Source organism: Mycobacterium sp. NPDC003449, from assembly GCF_053588415.1.
Map to the genome: position 1 here is coordinate 25,153 of NZ_JBSFPX010000040.1, position 18,133 is coordinate 43,285.

General features: G+C 68.4%; 18 protein-coding genes and 1 pseudogene. 10 read left to right on the top strand and 9 right to left on the bottom strand.

The features are described from left to right. Positions 1 to 16: 16 nt before the first annotated feature. Together ACWDTP_RS13310 and ACWDTP_RS13315 are read right to left on the bottom strand one after the other, a co-directional pair. Positions 17 to 559, bottom strand: coding sequence for a hypothetical protein (locus ACWDTP_RS13310; protein ID WP_450020323.1), 543 nt, complete (start codon positions 557 to 559; stop codon positions 17 to 19). A 92-nt stretch (positions 560 to 651) separates the two neighbouring features. Continuing rightward, positions 652 to 2,046 (bottom strand): DUF222 domain-containing protein, encoded by a 1,395-nt coding sequence (locus ACWDTP_RS13315; RefSeq protein WP_450020325.1) that lies wholly within the window; start codon positions 2,044 to 2,046, stop codon positions 652 to 654. A 150-nt stretch (positions 2,047 to 2,196) separates the two neighbouring features. On the opposite strand from ACWDTP_RS13315, the gene ACWDTP_RS13320 reads away from it, so the two are divergent. Together ACWDTP_RS13320 and lipE are read left to right on the top strand one after the other, a co-directional pair. Further along, on the top strand, positions 2,197 to 2,688 hold the full coding sequence (locus ACWDTP_RS13320; protein ID WP_450020358.1) for a peroxynitrite isomerase: 492 nt from the start codon (positions 2,197 to 2,199) through the stop codon (positions 2,686 to 2,688). Beyond that, complete coding sequence (gene lipE, locus ACWDTP_RS13325; RefSeq protein WP_450020327.1) at positions 2,685 to 3,920, top strand: lipase LipE; 1,236 nt, start codon at positions 2,685 to 2,687, stop codon at positions 3,918 to 3,920. Before ACWDTP_RS13320 ends, lipE begins: the two co-directional genes overlap by 4 nt. A 6-nt stretch (positions 3,921 to 3,926) precedes the next feature. Here the strand turns inward: lipE and ACWDTP_RS13330 are convergent, their stop codons facing one another. Beyond that, complete coding sequence (locus tag ACWDTP_RS13330) at positions 3,927 to 4,364, bottom strand: PPOX class F420-dependent oxidoreductase (protein ID WP_450020329.1); 438 nt, start codon at positions 4,362 to 4,364, stop codon at positions 3,927 to 3,929. Positions 4,365 to 4,408: 44 nt separating this feature from the next. Then, the gene (locus ACWDTP_RS13335) at positions 4,409 to 4,897 is read right to left on the bottom strand and encodes an N-acetyltransferase family protein (RefSeq protein WP_450020331.1); all 489 of its coding nucleotides are present in this window, start codon (positions 4,895 to 4,897) and stop codon (positions 4,409 to 4,411) included. 56 nt (positions 4,898 to 4,953) lie between these two features. Between ACWDTP_RS13335 and ACWDTP_RS13340 the strand changes: the two genes are divergently transcribed. From ACWDTP_RS13340 to ACWDTP_RS13350, 3 genes are all read left to right on the top strand, one after another. Beyond that, positions 4,954 to 5,391 carry a DUF4383 domain-containing protein gene (locus ACWDTP_RS13340; RefSeq protein ID WP_450020333.1) on the top strand — a complete coding sequence of 146 codons (438 nt, stop codon included), beginning with the start codon at positions 4,954 to 4,956 and terminating at the stop codon, positions 5,389 to 5,391. Between the two features lie 287 nt (positions 5,392 to 5,678). Further along, complete coding sequence (locus ACWDTP_RS13345) at positions 5,679 to 6,077, top strand: heme-binding protein (RefSeq protein ID WP_450020335.1); 399 nt, start codon at positions 5,679 to 5,681, stop codon at positions 6,075 to 6,077. Positions 6,078 to 6,167: 90 nt separating this feature from the next. Next, complete coding sequence (locus tag ACWDTP_RS13350; RefSeq protein ID WP_450020337.1) at positions 6,168 to 6,857, top strand: SDR family oxidoreductase; 690 nt, start codon at positions 6,168 to 6,170, stop codon at positions 6,855 to 6,857. A 13-nt stretch (positions 6,858 to 6,870) separates the two neighbouring features. Here the strand turns inward: ACWDTP_RS13350 and ACWDTP_RS13355 are convergent, their stop codons facing one another. Continuing rightward, positions 6,871 to 7,539, bottom strand: coding sequence for a class I SAM-dependent methyltransferase (locus tag ACWDTP_RS13355; protein ID WP_450020339.1), 669 nt, complete (start codon positions 7,537 to 7,539; stop codon positions 6,871 to 6,873). A gap of 74 nt (positions 7,540 to 7,613) precedes the next feature. Between ACWDTP_RS13355 and ACWDTP_RS13360 the strand changes: the two genes are divergently transcribed. From ACWDTP_RS13360 to ACWDTP_RS13370, 3 genes are all read left to right on the top strand, one after another. Further along, entirely contained in the window at positions 7,614 to 8,492 is an 879-nt protein-coding gene (locus tag ACWDTP_RS13360; protein WP_450020341.1) for a helix-turn-helix transcriptional regulator, read from the top strand. Between the two features lie 65 nt (positions 8,493 to 8,557). After that, positions 8,558 to 9,790 (top strand): esterase family protein, encoded by a 1,233-nt coding sequence (locus tag ACWDTP_RS13365; protein WP_450020343.1) that lies wholly within the window; start codon positions 8,558 to 8,560, stop codon positions 9,788 to 9,790. Positions 9,791 to 9,803: 13 nt separating this feature from the next. Further along, positions 9,804 to 10,709: a fumarylacetoacetate hydrolase family protein gene (locus ACWDTP_RS13370; RefSeq protein ID WP_450020345.1), complete on the top strand. Its 906-nt coding sequence runs from the start codon at positions 9,804 to 9,806 to the stop codon at positions 10,707 to 10,709. On the opposite strand, the gene hrpA is transcribed toward ACWDTP_RS13370, so the two are convergent. After that, complete coding sequence (hrpA, locus tag ACWDTP_RS13375) at positions 10,706 to 14,596, bottom strand: ATP-dependent RNA helicase HrpA (RefSeq protein ID WP_450020347.1); 3,891 nt, start codon at positions 14,594 to 14,596, stop codon at positions 10,706 to 10,708. The two genes, ACWDTP_RS13370 and hrpA, sit on opposite strands and share 4 nt — an antisense overlap. A gap of 140 nt (positions 14,597 to 14,736) precedes the next feature. Between hrpA and ACWDTP_RS13380 the strand changes: the two genes are divergently transcribed. Beyond that, on the top strand, positions 14,737 to 16,566 hold the full coding sequence (locus tag ACWDTP_RS13380) for an acyl-CoA dehydrogenase (RefSeq protein ID WP_450020349.1): 1,830 nt from the start codon (positions 14,737 to 14,739) through the stop codon (positions 16,564 to 16,566). A 60-nt stretch (positions 16,567 to 16,626) separates the two neighbouring features. Here the strand turns inward: ACWDTP_RS13380 and ACWDTP_RS13385 are convergent, their stop codons facing one another. Together ACWDTP_RS13385 and ACWDTP_RS13390 are read right to left on the bottom strand one after the other, a co-directional pair. Further along, positions 16,627 to 16,959, bottom strand: coding sequence for a type II toxin-antitoxin system PemK/MazF family toxin (locus tag ACWDTP_RS13385; protein ID WP_450020350.1), 333 nt, complete (start codon positions 16,957 to 16,959; stop codon positions 16,627 to 16,629). Next, positions 16,956 to 17,207 (bottom strand): annotated as a pseudogene (locus tag ACWDTP_RS13390) (type II toxin-antitoxin system antitoxin MazE5); the annotation flags it as partial. The pseudogene ACWDTP_RS13390 and the gene ACWDTP_RS13385, both read right to left, overlap by 4 nt. Positions 17,208 to 17,269: 62 nt before the next feature. Here ACWDTP_RS13390 and ACWDTP_RS13395 point away from each other — a divergent pair. After that, entirely contained in the window at positions 17,270 to 17,959 is a 690-nt protein-coding gene (locus ACWDTP_RS13395; RefSeq protein ID WP_450020352.1) for a fumarylacetoacetate hydrolase family protein, read from the top strand. Between the two features lie 4 nt (positions 17,960 to 17,963). Here ACWDTP_RS13395 and ACWDTP_RS13400 read toward each other — a convergent pair. Then, a partial coding sequence (locus ACWDTP_RS13400; protein WP_450020360.1) for a mycobacterial-type methylenetetrahydrofolate reductase occupies positions 17,964 to 18,133 on the bottom strand: 170 nt, incomplete at its 5' end.

Below are 18,133 nucleotides of genomic sequence, written 5' to 3' on the forward strand. Positions count from 1 at the left end.
AAGTGCAGGACGGGCGCTAGTGGCCCATGCCGGGAAGCACTGGCGGTGCCCGCATTCCCAGACCGGTGCGCAGCAGAACCGGCCGCGCCACAACAACATTCGAACGCCACCAGATCGCACGGCCGACCGGGCGGATCCGCAGGGCGTTGAAGATGCGCAGCCAGCACAACACCGACGCGCAGACCACGTAGAGGTATTCGACCGCGCCGATCATCAGGCCGAGCCCGATCGCGGCGGCGATGTGCAACGCCAGCATCGGGGCGTCCATCGCCGCGGCGGCGTGGTGGTGACCGCCTGCCATTCCGAGCGCGAGGTGACCGAGCAGCTGGCCTGCGCCAAGGCCCGCGATCAGCAGGGCCACCCGGGCCGGACGGGCGGCGGGCGTGAATCCGGCGACGGCCGCGCCCAGCGCCGCGCACACCAGCAACAGCACGACCACGGGGCTGCTGGACGGCGGCGCACCCCCGGCCGCGGTGTGGGCCACCGCCGCCGTCATGGCCGAGCAGCCGCCGACCAGGCCACCGCGCATCCGCGCGGCGTGGTTGGCGGACGTGCTCACCTGCGGAACCTTACCGTTCGGCCTGATCGGCGGCCACGGTGGCAAGCTTCCGCCGTCGTCGGCCCCGTCGCGATCGCTCGGCGGGCCCGGAATCAGGCTGGTTGACAGTCGGTTTCGTCGTCGTCTTCGAGTTCGGTGAGGTAGAGCTGTGGGTGGTGGTAGTTGTTGACCCGGGCTTGGCGGGTGTCGAGGAGTCGTGGCGGTGTCCATTCGCAGCGGCCGTGGGTGTTCATGGCGGTGCTCCAGCCGCCGGCGGTGACCAGGCGGTTGTCGGGACCACAGGCCAGGGCCAGGTCGTCGATGTCGGTTCGCCCGCCGGCGTCCCAGTCCTGTTGGGCGTGGTGGGCCTGGCAGGCATAGCCGCTTGCGGTGCAGCCGGGTCGGGTGCAGCCACGGTCGCGGGCGAACAGCATCAGCCGCTGCCCCGGGGTGGCGATCCGTTTGGTGCGGCCGAGATGCAAGGCGACGTTGGTGTGTTTGTCGAACACCGCCAGGTAGTGCCAGGCGTGGCTGGCCAGCCGGATCAGGTCCGGGATCGGCAGCCGGGCGCCGCCGGCAGTGACCGCCACCCCGGCCCCGGCTTCCAGTTCCTGCAGGGTGGTGGTCACCACGATGCTGACCGGCAGCCCGTTGTGCTGGCCCAGTTGGCCCGACATCAACGCGATGCGGCAGATGACCAGCATGGCGTCGTGAACGCGTTGGGGGTAGGTGCGGGTGTCGGCGTCGATCTGGGCTTGTGACGGGGTGCCGGAAATGCAGGGGTTCTGCTCGGCGGGGTTGCACATGCCGGGCGCGGTGAGCTTGGCCAGCAGCGGCTCCAGCGCGGCCCGCAACTCCGGGGTCATCAGCCCGAGCATGCGGGTCATCCCGTCGGCGGCCTGCTTCTCCACGCGGATGGCGCGTTTGCGTTGACAGTCCTCGTCGACGGGTTCGGGCCCGTCCTGGTTGAGCAGGTACAACGTCTGATCGGCGGCCTTCTGCAACGCCTCGGGCGGCTGGTGTGCGGCGACCGCGAGCAGGGTCTGTTCGGCCTGCTGGGCGGTGGTGGCGTCCACCCAGTCGGGCAGGTGTTCGGCGAATGTGTCCAACAGGTCGACGTGCTCTTGGTTGATTCTGCCCGCGGCTTGAGCGGCCGCGGTCGCCGCACGCCGCGGGGCCAACGGCTGCCCGCTCAGCGCGGTCCGCGGCCCGAGGTTCTCGGCGTCACGCAGCCGGCGGCGGGCCTGCTGCGCCGAGATCCGCAACCGGATCCGTAGCACCTCGGCCCAGTTCTTGGCCCCGACCGCCTTCGGACCGGTCTGTGCCGTCAGGGCCGCCAACAACGCGTGATCGATGACGGGATCACGCCGGGCCACGACTTCGCGGCGAGTCTGCAGCTCCAGCAACTCCCCGGGGGTCAACCCGCCGTAATCGAGGTCGGCGAGCCGGGCCTGGGCGGCCTCCCACGCGGTGAACGCTTCCGCGATCTCGGCTCGACCCGACCTCATGACCCCGAACATACATTCGACCACCGACAAGTCGGCCCAGCTCACCGACCCAAACCGCGAACGTGCGCAAACTGCCGACACAACCCGGCGCGCCCACCGACAAACACGCACGGTCGCGGTGCAGGCGCACCGCCGTAGGCTGGCCGGGTGATCGACCAGCCCGGCCTGCACCCCGGCATCGCGGTGCTCGCACCCCTGCTGGGCGGCTGGGCGGGCCTCGGCGCCGGCGAGTACCCGACGATCGACCCGTTCGGTTACACCGAGGAGGTCACCTTCGGCCATGTCGGCAAACCATTCCTGACCTATCACCAGCGCACCAAGGCCCGCGACGACGGCAGGCCGCTGCACGCCGAGACCGGCTACGTGCGGGTGCCCTCCCCCGCTCGGGTCGAGTGGGTGCTCGCGCACCCGACGGGCATCACCGAGATCCAGGAGGGGACGCTGAGCACCGACGGCGCCACGATCGAGATGACCCTGACCGCCACCACGATCGGCCTCACCGGATCGGCGAAAAACGTTACCGCGCTGAGCCGTTCAATTCGGGTATCCGACGACGAGCTGACCTACACGGTACAGATGGGTGCGGTGGGCCTTCCGCTGCAGCACCACCTGGCCGCGACGCTACGCAGGAAGCAGGCATGACCTCAGACGGCAGAATCGCGGTACCGGCCGACCTCGACGCGGTCACCGATATCGGCGATGAGGACCATTCGGGCGTCGATCCGGAAGCCATCGAACGGATCTGGCAGCAGGTGCGGCACTGGTATCTGGCCGGAATGCACCCCGCCATCCAGGTCTGCCTGCGCCATGACGGCAAGGTCGTGCTGAACCGCGCGATCGGACATGGCTGGGGCAACGGGCCAGGCGATGCCCCCGACGCCGAAAAGGTCCCGGTCACAACCGAAACCCCGTTCTGCGTGTACTCAGCCGCCAAGGCGATCAGCACGACCGTCGTGCACATGCTGGCGGAACGCGGCCATTTCTCCCTCGACGACCGGGTGTGTGACTACCTGCCGACCTACACCAGTCACGGCAAGGACCGCACCACCATCCGGCACGTGGTGACCCACAGCGCCGGTGTCCCGATCCACACCGGGCCGCGGCCCGACGTCACCCGGGTCGACGACAGTGAGTACACCCGGCAGCAGCTGGCGGCACTCAAACCGGTGTACCGGCCCGGCCTTGTGCACATCTACCACGGCCTGACCTGGGGGCCGCTGATCCGCGAAATCGTCCTGGCCGCGACCGGACGCGGTATCCGCGACATCCTGGCCGAGGAGATCCTCGATCCGCTCGGGTTCCGCTGGACGAACTACGGCGTCACCGCCGACGAGGTTGCGCTGGTGGCACCGAGCCATGTCACCGGTAAGCCGCTGCCCCCGCCGATCGCCGCGGCCTTCCGCGCCGCGGTGGGTGGCACCCTGGACCGGATCATCCCGCTGAGCAACACCCCGCTGTTCCTGACCAGCGTCGTCCCATCGTCGAGCACCGTGTCGAATGCCGACGAGCTGTCCCGGTTCGCCGAGATCCTGCGCCGCGGCGGGGAACTCGACGGTGTCCGGATCATGAAACCCGAAACCCTCTATGCGGCCACCCAACCGTGCCGCAGGATGCGGCCCGATGTGGCGACCGGGCTCAAGCCGATGCGCTGGGGCACCGGATACATGCTGGGCGGTAAGCGGTTCGGGCCGTTCGGCCGCGACACCGTATCGGCGTTCGGCCACACCGGGCTGGTCGACATCGCGGTGTGGGCCGATCCTCGGCGCAGCTTGTCGGCCGCCGTCGTGAGCAGCGGTAAACCGGGCGCACACCGCGAGGCCAACCGCTACCCGTCGGTGCTCGACCGGATCGCGGCCGAGATTCCGCAGCGCTGATCCGACTCAGCGCAATTTCTCGCCGTAGACCCGTTCGACGGTCAGCGCCATCAGCACGCGGCGGTCGGACACCATGACCGCCCGGTACTCGTCCCAGTCCGGATGCTCACCGGCCGCGCTGCGGTAGTAGTCGACGAGCGCCTGCACCTCCGGCCCCTGCGGGTCGGTACCCGGCCCGGTCAGCGTCACCGGACCCTCGGCGGTGGCCCAGGCCCAGCCGTCGGCGCTGGTCACCTCGAGCGCGGCCCGCGGGTCGCGGCGCAGGTTCACGGTCTTGGCGCGCCCCTCGGTCATCGACACGTAGACGATGCCCGCCTCGCGGTCGTAGAACGGCGTCACCGGGGACAGCTGGGGTATGCCGGTGGCCTTGATGGTGGCGAGCACACCCAACCGGGCCTCGGCCAACAGTGCGCGCGGATCGAATGCAGAAGTGGTGGCGGTCACATCGATGGGCAACCTCGACGGCGGGCCCGCTATTCCAGGCACGGCTACCCGAGTTCGAGATACATGATGTGCAACCCGACCAAGCCGTGCCTGCGGGACCGGTAGGCCTTCGGCACGGTGCCGATGATCCGGAAACCCAGGTCCTGCCACAGGGCGACGGCCCGCGCATTGGTCTCCACGACGGCATTGAACTGGATTGCCGTATAACCGTTCTCGCGATGCCAGTCGATCACCCACCGGGCCATCGCACGTCCGGCACCGCGGACCGGGGACGCGGGATCGACCATGAAGCTCGCGGTACCGACGTGATCGCCGCGGCCGGGCTTGTTCGGCCCCATCCTGGCGGTGCCGACGATGTGAGTGTCCGCGACCGCGACAATGGTTCGGCCGGGCGGGGGTCCGAGCCAGAGCCCGGCGATCTGCGCGTCGGTCAGGTCCTCGGGATAGGTGTAGCTTTCGCCGTCGGCGACGATGGCGCGAAAGAACGGCGCGATCCCGGCGATATCGGCATCGGTGGCCGGGCGGATGTCCACCCACCGACCCTATACGGGCATTGACTACACGCTGTAGTAGACGTAGCGTCCGAGCCATGAAGCAATGGAGCTTCGCGCAATGGGGACTGCTGATCATCGCGGCGTTTCACGTGGTCCAGGCGATTATCGGGTTCATCCTCGAACCCAGCTTCGCGACCGGCCCCGGCGCCCCGACGGTCCAGCTTTTCGGCATGGACTACAACGGTTGGCACGCGGTCGCCGGGCTGGCCCTGTTCGGGCCGGGGCTGATCCTGTGCTGGCGCAAATCCTGGTCGGTGCTGTATCTGCTGTTGGCCGCGGTGGCCGGGGCACTACCCGGGATCTGGGCGTTCTTCTCGAATCAGGTCGCCTACGTCTTCTCCTTCCCGAACAACGTCACCGACGCGGTGGTGCACCTGGTCACCGCCGCGGCGATGCTGGCCGTGGCGGGCGTCCAGATCCGTCTCGACGGCGGTCTGCGGAATTCGCTGGCCGAGCTACGGGCAAAACGCTGAGTTGACATGGTTAGCTGAGCCCGGCCGACGATAACGATTCGATAACCGCGCACATCACGATCAATTAAGAACGTCGGCCGGAGTCTGAGAATTCGCTTTACCACCCGGCGAACAGGTCGGAATTTGAGGCGCAATTCACTGCCGCGACCGGTAACGCCGTCGCACCGGCGGCACCGCACCGGGCCACGCGAGTTTTGCCCACCGGGGACGCGGTTACCGTCGATTCGGGCGGGGAAGTCGGCGACCGGTCGAGACCGGATCGCAACACGACCCAAAGGAAATTGATCATGAAATTCACTGGTATCACTTCACGCGTCGGAATTGCCGGCATCTGCGCGTCGGGTCTGCTCGGCGGCGTCGCCGCGACGATGATCGGCGCGCCTGCGGCAAATGCGGCGCCGGACTGCAGCGCGAGCGAGGTCAGCCGCACCGTCAGCGCGACCTCCGATGCGGCCCGCGCCTACCTCGACACCCACCCTGGCGCGAATCAGGCGGTGAGCACCGCCTTCACCCAGCCCCGTGCCGAGGCCGCGGCCACCCTGCGTGGCTACTTCACGTCCAATCCGGGCGAGTACAACGACCTGCGCGGGATCCTGGCACCGATCGGCGACACCCAACGCAGCTGCGACGTGACGGCGCTGGCGCCGGAACTGGCCTCGGCCTACGACGAGTTCATGGCCGGCTGACCACCGGCGGGAACAACCCGCCCCACCCCGCGGTTCTCACTCCATATAACCAAGTCAGCCCTCGGGGGCAGACCCAGCCAAGGAGTAGCCGTGCAGATTCAGGGATCGGTCGCATTCGTCACCGGAGCCAACCGCGGCCTTGGCCGCCACCTGGCCCGACAACTCGTAGCCCGCGGCGCCAAGGTGTACGCCGCGGCGCGCAAACCCGAGTCCGTCGACCTCGACGGCGTCATCCCGGTCCGGATCGACATCACCGATCCGGTCAGCATCGACGCCGCGGCCGAGATCGCCCGCGACACCACCCTTCTGGTGAACAACGCGGGCACCGCCAGCTACAACGGCCTGCTCGACGGTCCGCTCGACGACATCCGCGCCCAGATGGAATCGCATTACTTCGGCACCTTGGCGGTCACCCGGGCCTTCGCTCCGCACCTGATCGCCAACGCGCCCGGTGCCGTGCTCAACATCGCATCGGTGCTGTCCTGGGTGCACCCGGCGGGCATCGGCGCCTATTCGGCGGCCAAGGCCGCCCTGTGGTCCCAAACCGATTCTGTCCGCGAGGAATTGGCTCCCAAGAATGTTGCCGTGACCGCGCTGCACGTCGCTTATATGGACACCGATATGACCGCGGGCGTCGACGCCCCCAAGGCCGACCCGGCCGCGGTCGCCGCGGCCGCACTGGACGGCGTCGAAGCCGGCCTCGTCGAGGTGCTCGGCGACGACCTCACCCGCCAGGTCAAGGCCGGTCTCAGCGTCGACCGCGGGACCGTCGGCGGGTAGTCACCGGTCCGGTCTAGCCTTCCCGGCGGACCGCGCGGTAGAAGGTGAGCCTGCCGATCAGGCGGTGCGGCACGGTGCCTGCCACGGCGCAGTCGAATCCGGCCGAGGAGAACAACCGCGGCAACGCATCTCCCAGGTTCCCCGCGTTGTGCGGGTTGTGTTTCATGAAGCGGGCCGCCGGGTGGTGGTCGGCGGACATGTCCCCGCCGACATCGACGATATGTACCTGCCCGCCCGGTTTCAGTACCCGGAACAGCTCTGCCGCCGCCGCGGCCTTGGTGGGCTCGTCCAGGTGGTGCAGCATCATCGAGGACAGCGCCCGGTCGAATACCCCGTCGGCGAACGGCAGGTCCTGGGCGTAGGCCCGCTCGAACCGGATCTCGGTCATACCCTTGACCTTCCGCTGAGCCCGGGCCAGCGCACGGGGATCGGGATCAGTGCCCGTGATATCCGCCCCGGGGCGAGACCGCTTCAGTCGCATGGTGAGATTTCCGGTGCCGCAACCGATCTCGACCACGCGCTGACCGTCGGCCAGGTCGGCCTGTGCGACCAGGGCATCGTAGGTCCGGCCCATCCCCAGCAGCCGGGTCAGCAGGTCGTAGCCCGGTAACAGCAGATCGTGGCCCGCCGCGGGCAGATAATCGTGACGGTTCTTCAACAGATGCGGATGATGTTCGGCCATGCTGTTCATCGTGAACCGATTTTCAGCTGCGGTGTTTGATGATCATCGGGAATATCGGGACTATCTTTGGCAGTGTGGTCGATGCGTCCCGGTTGGTCACCCACCGCGCGGGTGTCCCGGTCTACCGGTACTGGACTGAGTGCGGTGTACCTCCGGTCACGGTGGTCCGGGGCAGGCGTGCCGATCTGCCCGAGCACCGGCCGCATATTCACGAGTTCCCGGTGCTCTGGTACACACCCGACACCGCGGTGGTGAGCGTGGTGGCGCCGGGCCGGGTGGTCGACCCGATGCGGGTCGACCCCGACGGCAGCGGCGTCGGGGTGTTCTTCGACCCGGCCGCGCTCGGCGGCGACGGCCATTCGCCATGGCCGGTGTGGCAGGCGCACCCGCTGCTGTTCCCATTCAGCCACGGCCGGTCCGGGGGTCTGCTCCAGCTCGCGGTACCCGCCGACCGGCGATCCGGATGGGACGACGGGATTGCGACGATCGAGGCCGAGATCGCGATGCGCAGGGACGGATTCCGGCAGGCGGTGCTGGCTCACCTGACCCTGCTGCTCATCGACCTGGCCCGGCTGGCCGACGATGTGGTCGGCGACCTGCGCCGCAGCGGTGAGCCACTTCTGGCCGATGTGTTCACCGTGATCGACCGGCGGCTGGCCGAGCCGCTGTCGTTGCGTGACGTCGCCGACGAGGTCGGGATGACCGCAGGCCATCTCACCACGCTGGTGCGCCGGAGGACCGGGCGTACGGTCGGCGACTGGATCACCGAGCGACGCATGAGCCTGGCCCGCGAGCTGCTCGCCACTACCGCCCTGCCCGTCGCCGAGGTCGCCCAACGGGTCGGAATGGCCGACCCCGGGTATTTCAGCAGACGCTTCCGGCGGGTCCATGGCGCGTCGCCACGCGATTGGCGCCGAACCGCAGGCACCGGCATCGGAACTGAATCGCCTTGATAACAGAGCGGTTACGCCGGGCGCGGCCCGGGTGATCGGCAGGTCGGCGTTGTTAGCGTGCCGGTGTGAAGCGGACGTTCCCGAACAGGATGTGGCGCCGCGTGGCAGCGGCCGCGGTGGCCGCAATGACCCTCTCCGCACTATGGGTGGCCGGACCGCTGCCGAACGCGGCGGCGTACTCACCCGAAGGACTACCGGTCGAATACCTGCAGGTGCCGTCGCCGGCGATGGGGCGTGACATCAAGGTCCAGTTCCAGCCGGCCAGCGGCCCGACGCCCAGTTCCGGGGGTGCACACGCGCTCTATCTGCTCGACGGGCTGCGCGCCCAGGACGACGCCAACGGCTGGGACATCAACACCGCGGCTTTCGAGTGGTACCACGATTCCGGTGTCGCGGTCGTGATGCCGGTCGGCGGGCAGTCCAGCTTCTACAGCGACTGGTACCGCCCGGCCGCGGGCACCGCCGGAACCACCACCTACAAGTGGGAGACGTTCCTCACCCAGGAACTGCCCGGCTGGCTGTCCACCAACCGTGGTGTCTCCCCGGTCGGCAACGCCGCCGTCGGGCTTTCGATGTCGGGGGGCGCGGCGCTGACGCTGGCGGCCTGGCACCCCACCCAGTTCATCTTCGCCGGTGCCCTGTCGGGATTTCTCAACCCATCGAACGGATTGTGGCCCACCATGATCGGATTCGCGATGAAAGACGCGGGTGGCTACAACGCGGCCGATATGTGGGGCCTTTCGAACGATCCGGCGTGGAGGCGTAACGACCCGACGGTCAACATCAACCGTCTGGTGGCCAACAACACCGCCATCTGGGTGTACTGCGGCAACGGCACGCCATCCGATCTGGACGCCTCCGACGGAAACTTCGGCACGATGTACAGCGCGCAGTTCCTGGAGAATATCACCGTCAACTCCAACAAGGAGTTTCAGCAGAAGTACGTGGCCGCAGGCGGCAGGAACGCGAAGTTCAGCTTCCCGCCCAACGGCACCCACAACTGGAACTACTGGGGTCAGCAGTTGCAGGATATGAAGCCCGACCTGCTGCGGGTGCTCGGCGTCGGTGCCCCGGAGCCCGCGCAGGCACCGGCCGTGCCGGGCCAGGCCCCCGCCGTGCCAGGACAGGTGGCGCCGGTTCCGGGCCAGACCGTTATGCCCGGCCAGGTCGCGCAGGTGCCCGGTGTCGCGGCCGCGCCCGCCTACCCCGCCGCGCCCGGCTACCCTGCCGCACCCGGCTATCCCGCGGCGCCCGCCTATCCCCGAACGCCCGTCATACCCGCGGCACTCCCCCGCTGAGCCACGGCGTGCCATGAAGCTTCGCCGAGTCCGCGGCGGCACCGGCCTCCGGGTCGAGTCGCTTGACCCGGACGGAAATTGGACGCCCCATCCCGACCTCACACCGCTCGGCGGCCCGGTGTTCGACGAGGACTGGCAGCTTGCCGCGGCCGACCGTCAGCTCCGGCACAGCCCGCACCTGCTGCCATTCCAGCCGGTGTCGTTCCGTGACTTCATGCTGTACGAACAGCACAATATCGACGCCGCGCGGGGCCTGATCCGGCGCTTCCATCCCGGCCTTTTCCGGGTGACCTCCCTGTTCGAGCGGGTGACGGGTCGACCGGTACCGCAGTTCAAGCCCAAACCGCTGTTCTACCGCCAGCCCATCTATTACATGTCGAACGCTCAGACGTTCGTGCCTTCGGGCACACCGATAGCCGTGCCGAGCTATTCGCAGGCACTGGACTTCGAGCTGGAGATCGGTTTCGTCCTGGCCGCACCGCTGTTGGGCGCATCGCCGGCCGAGGCGACCGCAGCGATCGGCGCGTTCGTCCTGCTCAACGATTTCAGCGCCCGCGATGTGCAGCGTCCCGAGATGCTCAGCGGCTTCGGGCCGCAGAAGTCGAAGCACTTCACCAGTTCGATGTCGGAGACCGCGGTGACCGCCGACGATGTCCTGCCCCGGATCGACCGGCTCACCGGGTCCGTCGTCCTCAACGGTTCGGTGGTGAGCAACGTGAGCAGCGCCGGGATGCAGCACAGCCTCGGCGAGGTGCTGGCACATGCCTCACGCAGCGAACCACTGTTCCCGGGTGAGCTTTTCGGCACCGGGACGCTCCCCGGCGGCAGTGGCATGGAGACCGGGAACTGGCTCCGACCAGGAGATACCCTCACCCTGGTGCTCGACGACATCGGCCTCGTCGAGCACACCGTCAGCTAACGGGTGACGGCGTCGATGGCCTTGTAGATTCGCTGTTCGCTGACCGGCCGCGGCGTCCCGAGCTGCTGGGCCCACAGACTGACCCGCAATTCCTCGATCTGCCAGGCGATCTCGCGGACGTCGGCGGCGGCCGCGCGGGCCGGTGACAGGGCCTGCACCAGATCGTCGTAGGCGTCCTCGACGGCGTGGACCCGCTGCATCCGGTCCCGGTCGGCCGCAGGCGCCTGCGCCAGCCGCTCCAGCCTGCGCAGGACCGCGGTGAGGTAGCGGGTCAGGTCGGCCAACCTCGCGATTCCCGCGCTGGTGACAAATCCTCTGGGCAGCAACCGATCCAGCTGTGACCGGATATCGGCGACGGCATCCGACTGGGCCTGCGACGGTGTGTCCGGCACCGCCACCCGTGCCTCGTGTACGGCGGCGAGCACCTTCTCGACCCGGGTCACCGCGGCCTGCGTGGTGGGTCCCAGCTCCTTGGCGGCCCGCTCGGTCAGGGCCACGAACTCCGCCCGGGTCCACACCGGCGCACGCAGCAGCACGTCGGCGGCGGCGTCGGCGCAGTCGTCGAGCAGTGCGGCCAGGGTGCCGTCCGGGTTCGCGTTGAGCGACAGCCGGGCCCTGGTGCCCAGTCCCCGTTCGATCGCCTTGACCGGCGACGGCACGCTCAGCCGCAGTAATCGGCGCAGGCCGCGGCGCATCGCGGCGGACTGTTCGGCTTGGCTGGCGAAAACCTTGAGGTCCACCGACTTTCCCGTGTCGACAAATGCCGGGTAGCCGCGCACGGTGTGCCCGCCACTGGCATTCTCCACCATGCGGGGCAGCTCGGGCAGATCCTCGGGCCAGGTTGTGAGACCGCTGCGTTCCAGGTCGCCCGCGACCGCATCGGCCACGGCCTGCGCCACCGGAACCGCCAGCTGCTCGCGCAGCGCCTCGATATCCTTACCGCGGGCCACCTCTTCGCCGTCCGAGGATTCCACGGCGAACGTGACCCGCAGATGCGGCGGGAGCTTACTCAGGTCGAACGCCTCGATCGGCACCAGAATGCCGCTACGCCTGCGTAGTTCGCGCTGCACGGAATCCAGCAGTGAATCTGTGCCCGGATCGAGATCGGCAAGGATCGCGCGGGCGGTGTCGGGTGCCGGAACGAAGTTGCGGCGCAGGTCTTTCGGCAGTGATTTGATCAGCGCGGTGACCAGCTCCTCACGCAGTGCCGGGACCTGCCAGGCGAATCCCTCCCCGCCGAGCCGGGCCAGCACGCCGACCGGGACGTGCACGGTGACACCGTCGTCGGCCGCCCCCGGTTCGAAGCGGTAGCTCAGTGGCAACCGCAGGTCGCCGGTCTGCCAGGTGTCGGGATGCTCGTCGGCGTCGTCGGTGGTGCGCACCAGGTCGTCGCGGGTGAAGGTGAGCAGGTCCGGCGTCCGGTGCCGCTGTTTCTTCCACCAACCGTCGAAGTGGCGTCCCGAAACGATATCGGCCGGGATCCTGGCGTCATACAACGCGTAGACCTCGTCGTCGCCGACCAGCAGGTCACGCCGGCGCGCGCGCTCCTCCATCTCCTCCAGATCCGCACGCAGCCGGGCGTTGTCGCGGAAGAAGTGGTGCCGGGTCTGCCAGTCACCTTCCACCAGCGCATGCCGGATGAACAACTCACGGCACAGCTCCGGCTCGATCTGGGCGTAGCCGACCTTACGGCGCGCAACCAGCGGCAGCCCGTAGAGCGTCACCCGTTCGAAGGCCATCACCGCGGCCCGCTTCGCCTCCCAGTGCGGCTCGCTGTAGCTGCGCTGTACGAGATGGTCCGCGACCCGCTCGACGGCCTCGGGTTCGATGCGCGCCGCGACCCGCCCGAACAGCCTGCTGGTCTCGACCAGGTCGGCCACTACGATCCAGCGGGGCGGTTTCCTGGTCAGCACCGAGCCGGGCGCCAGCACGAATTTCGAGTTGCGGGCCCCGGCATAGTCGCGGCCCTCGCCCTCGCGCAACCCGATATGCGAGAGCAGCCCCGCAGTGAGCGCGGCATGGATGGCGGCCGGCTCGGCCGGTTCGTCGGACTCACGGATTCCGATATCGCGGGCGATGTTGCGCAGCTGCCCGGTCAGGTCCTGCCATTCCCGAATCCGCAGGTAGTGCAGGAACTCGTCTCGGCACATCCTCCGGAAAGCACTGCCGGAGCGCTGGTTACGCTGCTCACGCAGATAGTTCCACAGGTTGAGGTAGGCCTCAAAATCAGATGAGCAGTCGGCGTCGGAGAACCTGGCGTGCTTCTGTCGGGCCGCCTCCTCGCGGTCGGCCGGCCGTTCCCGTGGGTCCGGGATCGACAGTGCCGCGGCCAGCACCAGCACCTCACGCACGCAGCCTTCGGTGCCGGCCTGCAGGATCATCCGGCCGACCCGCGGGTCGAGCGGCAGGCGGGCCAGGCGGCGCCCCACCTCGGTGAGAGCACCACCGGAGTCGAAGGCACCGAGTTCCTGCAACAGTTGGACGCCGTCGCGGATGCTGCGTGCGTCGGGCGGATCGAGAAACGGGAAATCCTCGACCGCACCCAACCCCAGCGCGGCCATCTGCAGGATGACCGCGGCCAGGTTGGTCCGCAGGATCTCCGGATCGGTGTAGCGGGGCCGGGATTCGAAATCGGCCTCGGAGTACAGCCGGATGCAGACACCGGGCGCGGTGCGTCCCGACCGGCCGGCTCGCTGCGCGGCCGAGGCCTGCGAGATCGGCTCGATCGGCAGCCGCTGCACCTTGGTCCGCCTGCTGTAGCGGGAGATGCGCGCGGTGCCGGGGTCGACGACATAGCGGATGCCCGGAACGGTCAGCGAGGTTTCGGCGACATTGGTGGACAGCACGATCCGGCGCAGCGCCGGGCTCGGCTGGAACACCTTCTGCTGTTCGGCCGTGGACAGCCGGGCGTAGAGCGGCAGCACCTCGGTGCGGTCGTCCAGCACGGTCCGAAGGGCTTCGGCGGTGTCCCGGATCTCACGTTCCCCGGACAGGAACACCAGCACATCGCCGGGTGGCTCGGATTCCAGTTCGGCGACCGCGTCGATGATGGCCTCGGTCGGATCGCGGATCACGCTACGCACGATCTCGTGGTCGGGATCGTCGGGATCGTCATCGGTGTCCGATGTCACGGCGACTTCCAGTGGCCGGTAGCGGATCTCGACGGGATACGTTCGACCCGACACCTCGACGATCGGCGCGTGATCGAAGTGCGCGGCGAACCGCTCCGGCTCGATCGTCGCCGAGGTGACGATCACCTTGAGATCGGGGCGGCGCGGCAGCAGCTCACGCAGGTACCCGAGGAGGAAGTCGATGTTGAGGCTGCGCTCGTGGGCCTCGTCGAGGATCAGCGTGTCGTAGCGCAGCAGCCTGCGGTCCCGCTGGATCTCGGCGAGCAGAATGCCGTCGGTCATCAGTTTGACCAGCGTTGCGTCACTGGCCTGATCGGTGAACCGGACGGTATAGCCGACCGCATCGCCGAGTGGGGTACCGAGCTCGTCGGCGATCCGCTGCGCGACCGTGCGCGCCGCCAGCCGGCGTGGCTGGGTATGGCCGATGGTGCCGCGGATGCCGCGGCCCAGCTCCAGACAGATCTTGGGCAGCTGAGTGGTCTTACCCGATCCGGTCTCCCCCGCGACGATCACCACCTGGTTGGCTTCGATGGCCGCGGCGAGGTCGGCGCGACGCTCGCTGACCGGCAGGTCGGGATAGGTGATGTCCGGGACGGCGGCTTGCCGGGTCAGCACCAGCGCTTCCGCCGCGGCGAACTGCCCGGCGAGTTTCCCGGGATCCCGGAGATTGCGCAGCCGCCGGCCGAGCCGGGCCGCGTCCCGGATGGTCAGACCGTCGAGGCGGGCGCGCAACTCGGCGACTGACGGTTCGGACACTCGACCAAGGATAGGCCCCCGGGACCAGGTGTGATGCAGGTCATACCCGGCATTGAGCTGGCAACATCCGGTTGCGTAGGCGTAGGTCGGCGATACCTACGGTTGCGTATCCCGCCTGGCGTGAGCAACGCTTTCGGATCGTGGGTCATTACATCGCCAATGTGCGCGATCTCGAATTCAATCTTTTCCAGGTTCTCGGCTTGGGGCCGATCCTCGACTCCGGCTCGTTCGGCGAGCTCGACAGCGACACCGTGCGGACCATGCTCGACGAGGTCGCCCGGTTCGCCGAAGGCGTTGTCGCGGAGTCCTTCGCCGACAGCGACCGCAACCCGCCGACCTTCGATCCGGCCACGCACGACATCACGGTGCCCGGCCCGATCGCCAAGACCGTGCAGGCGGTCAAGGACGCCGAGTGGTGGCGCATCGGCATCGCCGAGAACGCCGGTGGCACACCCGCGCCCGCATCTCTGGTGTGGGGCATCCAGGAAATGATCATGTGCGCCAACCCATCCGCGATGTTCTTCTACGGTCTGGGTCCGGCGATGGCCCACACCCTGGCCGAGGTCGGCACCCAGGAGCAGCAGCGCTGGGCCCGGATGAGCATGGACCGGGGCTGGTCGGGCACCATGGTGCTGACCGAGCCCGACGCGGGCTCCGACGTCGGTGCCGGCCGCACCAAGGCCGTCGCCCAACCCGACGGCACCTGGCACATCGACGGCGTCAAGCGGTTCATCTCGGGCGGCGACGTCGGCGACACCGCCGAGAACGTGTTCCATCTGGTGCTGGCCCGCCCCGAGGGCGCCGGACCCGGCACCAAGGGGCTGAGCCTGTTCTATGTGCCCAAGTTCCTGTTCGATCCCGAGACGCTCGAACTGGGCGACCGTAACGGCGTATTCATGACGGGCCTCGAACACAAGATGGGCATCAAGTCGTCGCCCACGTGCGAATTGACGTTCGGTGCGCACGGCACCCCGGCCGTCGGTTACCTCGTCGGCGACGTCCACAACGGCATCGCGCAGATGTTCCGGGTGATCGAGAACGCCCGGATGACCGTCGGGGTGAAGTCGGCGGGCACCCTGTCGACCGGCTACCTGAACGCGCTGGCCTACGCCAAGGAGCGGATCCAGGGCTCGGACATGCTCAAGATGACCGACAAGACCGCACCGCGCGTCCCGATCATCGAGCACCCCGATGTCCGGCGCAGCCTGCTCACCCAGAAGGCGTACGCCGAGGGGTTACGGTCGGTGTACCTCTACACCGCCGCCCATCAGGATCCCGTGGTGGCGCAACAGGTCTCAGGCGCCGATGCCGAGCTGGCGCACCGGGTCGAGGATCTGCTGCTGCCGATCGTGAAGGGGGTCGGCTCCGAACGCGCCTACGAGATCCTGACCGAATCCCTGCAGACCCTTGGCGGTTCGGGCTACCTGCAGGACTATCCGATCGAGCAGTACATCCGCGACGCCAAGATCGACTCGCTGTACGAGGGCACCACCGCCATCCAGGCGCTGGACTTCTTCTTCCGCAAGATCGTCCGCGATCAGGGCGGCGCACTGGCCCATGTGTCGGCCCAGATCACCCAGACCGTCGAGGCCGGGGGCGCCGAACTCAAGACCGAGATCGAGCGGCTGGCCACGGCGCTCGCGGATGTGCAGTCCATGGCGGCCACCCTCACCGGGTATCTGATGTCGGCCCAGGAGCAGCCCGAGCAGCTGTACAAGGTGGGGCTCGGTTCGGTGCGTTTCCTGCTGGCGGTCGGCGATCTGCTGATCGGCTGGCGCCTGCTGGTCGGCGCCCAGGTGGCCACGACCGCACTCGCCGAAGCCGAGGACCGTGACCGACCGTTCTACGAGGGCAAGATCGCGGCGGCGAAGTTCTTCGCGCACAACATGTTGCCGCTGCTGACCGCGGTTCGCGAGGTCGTCGAATCGGTCGACGGCGACGTCATGCAGCTCAGCAACGAGGCCTTCTGACGTAGCGCGCTCGCGAGTGTGAATCGTCGGCGAGAAATCGGCCCGCACATCGCACAGGATTCACATTCGCGAGCAGTCGACCGCCACGCCCAGCGCCGCGCATACCTCCCGCATCCGGACATCGGCCAACCGGCCGAGCCGATCGACCAGAACCGCGGTTGCCACGCTCTCGATCGAGTCGAGGTTGACGGCCGAACGCCGTGGGATCGGGTCGGTGCCCGGCTCCAGGACAACCTCGCTGGCCAGCTCGCGGATCGTCGTCGTGCAGGGGGCGACCAGCGCGCGTCGCAGCCTCGGAATGGCGGCGTCGCGGGACAGGACCACCACCGGGCGCCGTCCGACTTGCGGCAGCTCGCACCACCAGAGTTCGCCGCGGGCAGGCACCTCGCTCACGAGGCGCCGGCCGCTCGTCGCCAGGATGTCAGATCGCCCCATTCGTCGGGCTCGTCCGGCGGGTGCTTGTCGTAGGCCCGGTAGCCGGCGTCCACCACGGCGGAACGGTGACGGCTGAGCAGCGCCTCCAGGGCTTCGTCGATCAGTGCGGCGTCGGTGATCCCCGACCGGGCCCTGCGGGCGTTACCGAGCAACTCCGCGTCGACCGTGGTGCTCAGGCGTGTGCGACTCATGCCATAATCATGCCACTGCGCGATCTGGTGACAACCTCGTTCGCCGGCCCGCGACGGCCTTCGCAATGATGGGTCCCATGACCGAGTACGCGATCGCCCCGCCACCGCAGGCATCCCTTCCGGTGAGCACCGGGCCCGAACGTTTCCCGATCCGGCGGGTGTTCTGCGTCGGTCGCAACTACGCGGCCCACGCCCGCGAGATGGGTAAGGATCCGGACCGCGAGCCGCCGTTCTTCTTCATGAAGCCGGCCGACGCCGTCATCGACGCCGCGGGCACGGTTCCGTACCCGTCGCTGACCTCACAGTTCCACCACGAGATCGAACTGGTGGTGGCGCTGGGGTCCGGTGGCCGCGACATCGCGGCCGACGACGCGCCGAACCTGGTGTGGGGCTACGGTGTCGGCGTCGACCTGACCCGGCGTGATCTGCAGGACCAGGCCAAGAAGCTGAGCCGGCCGTGGGACTGGGCCAAGGGTTTCGACGCGTCGGCGCCGTGCACCCCGATCCGTCCGGTCGCCGAGGTCGGCCACCCAGATACCGGTGCGATCTGGCTGCGGGTCAACGATGACCTCAAACAGCAGGGCGACCTGAAAGAGCTGATCTGGTCGGTGCCGGAGGTCATCGCCGCGATCTCGACCGCGGTGGACCTGGCACCCGGCGACCTGATCTACACCGGGACGCCGGCCGGGGTCGGGCCGATGCAACCCGGCGATGTGGTCTCGGGCGGCGTCGACGGGGTCGCCGAGTTCACCTTCACGGTCGGCTGATCCGTCAGGCCTGGTCCGGCGACCAGTAGTCGAGCATCTCGGCGAAGGTGTCGAACGCGGGCCGCGATACCCCGTAAGCCGCTTCGAAGTGGATGCTGATCGGGAAGCCGAGGTCGGCCACCCCGTCGATGACCCGCTTGTAGAGGTCGAGCATCAGTTTGCGTTTCTCGGTCG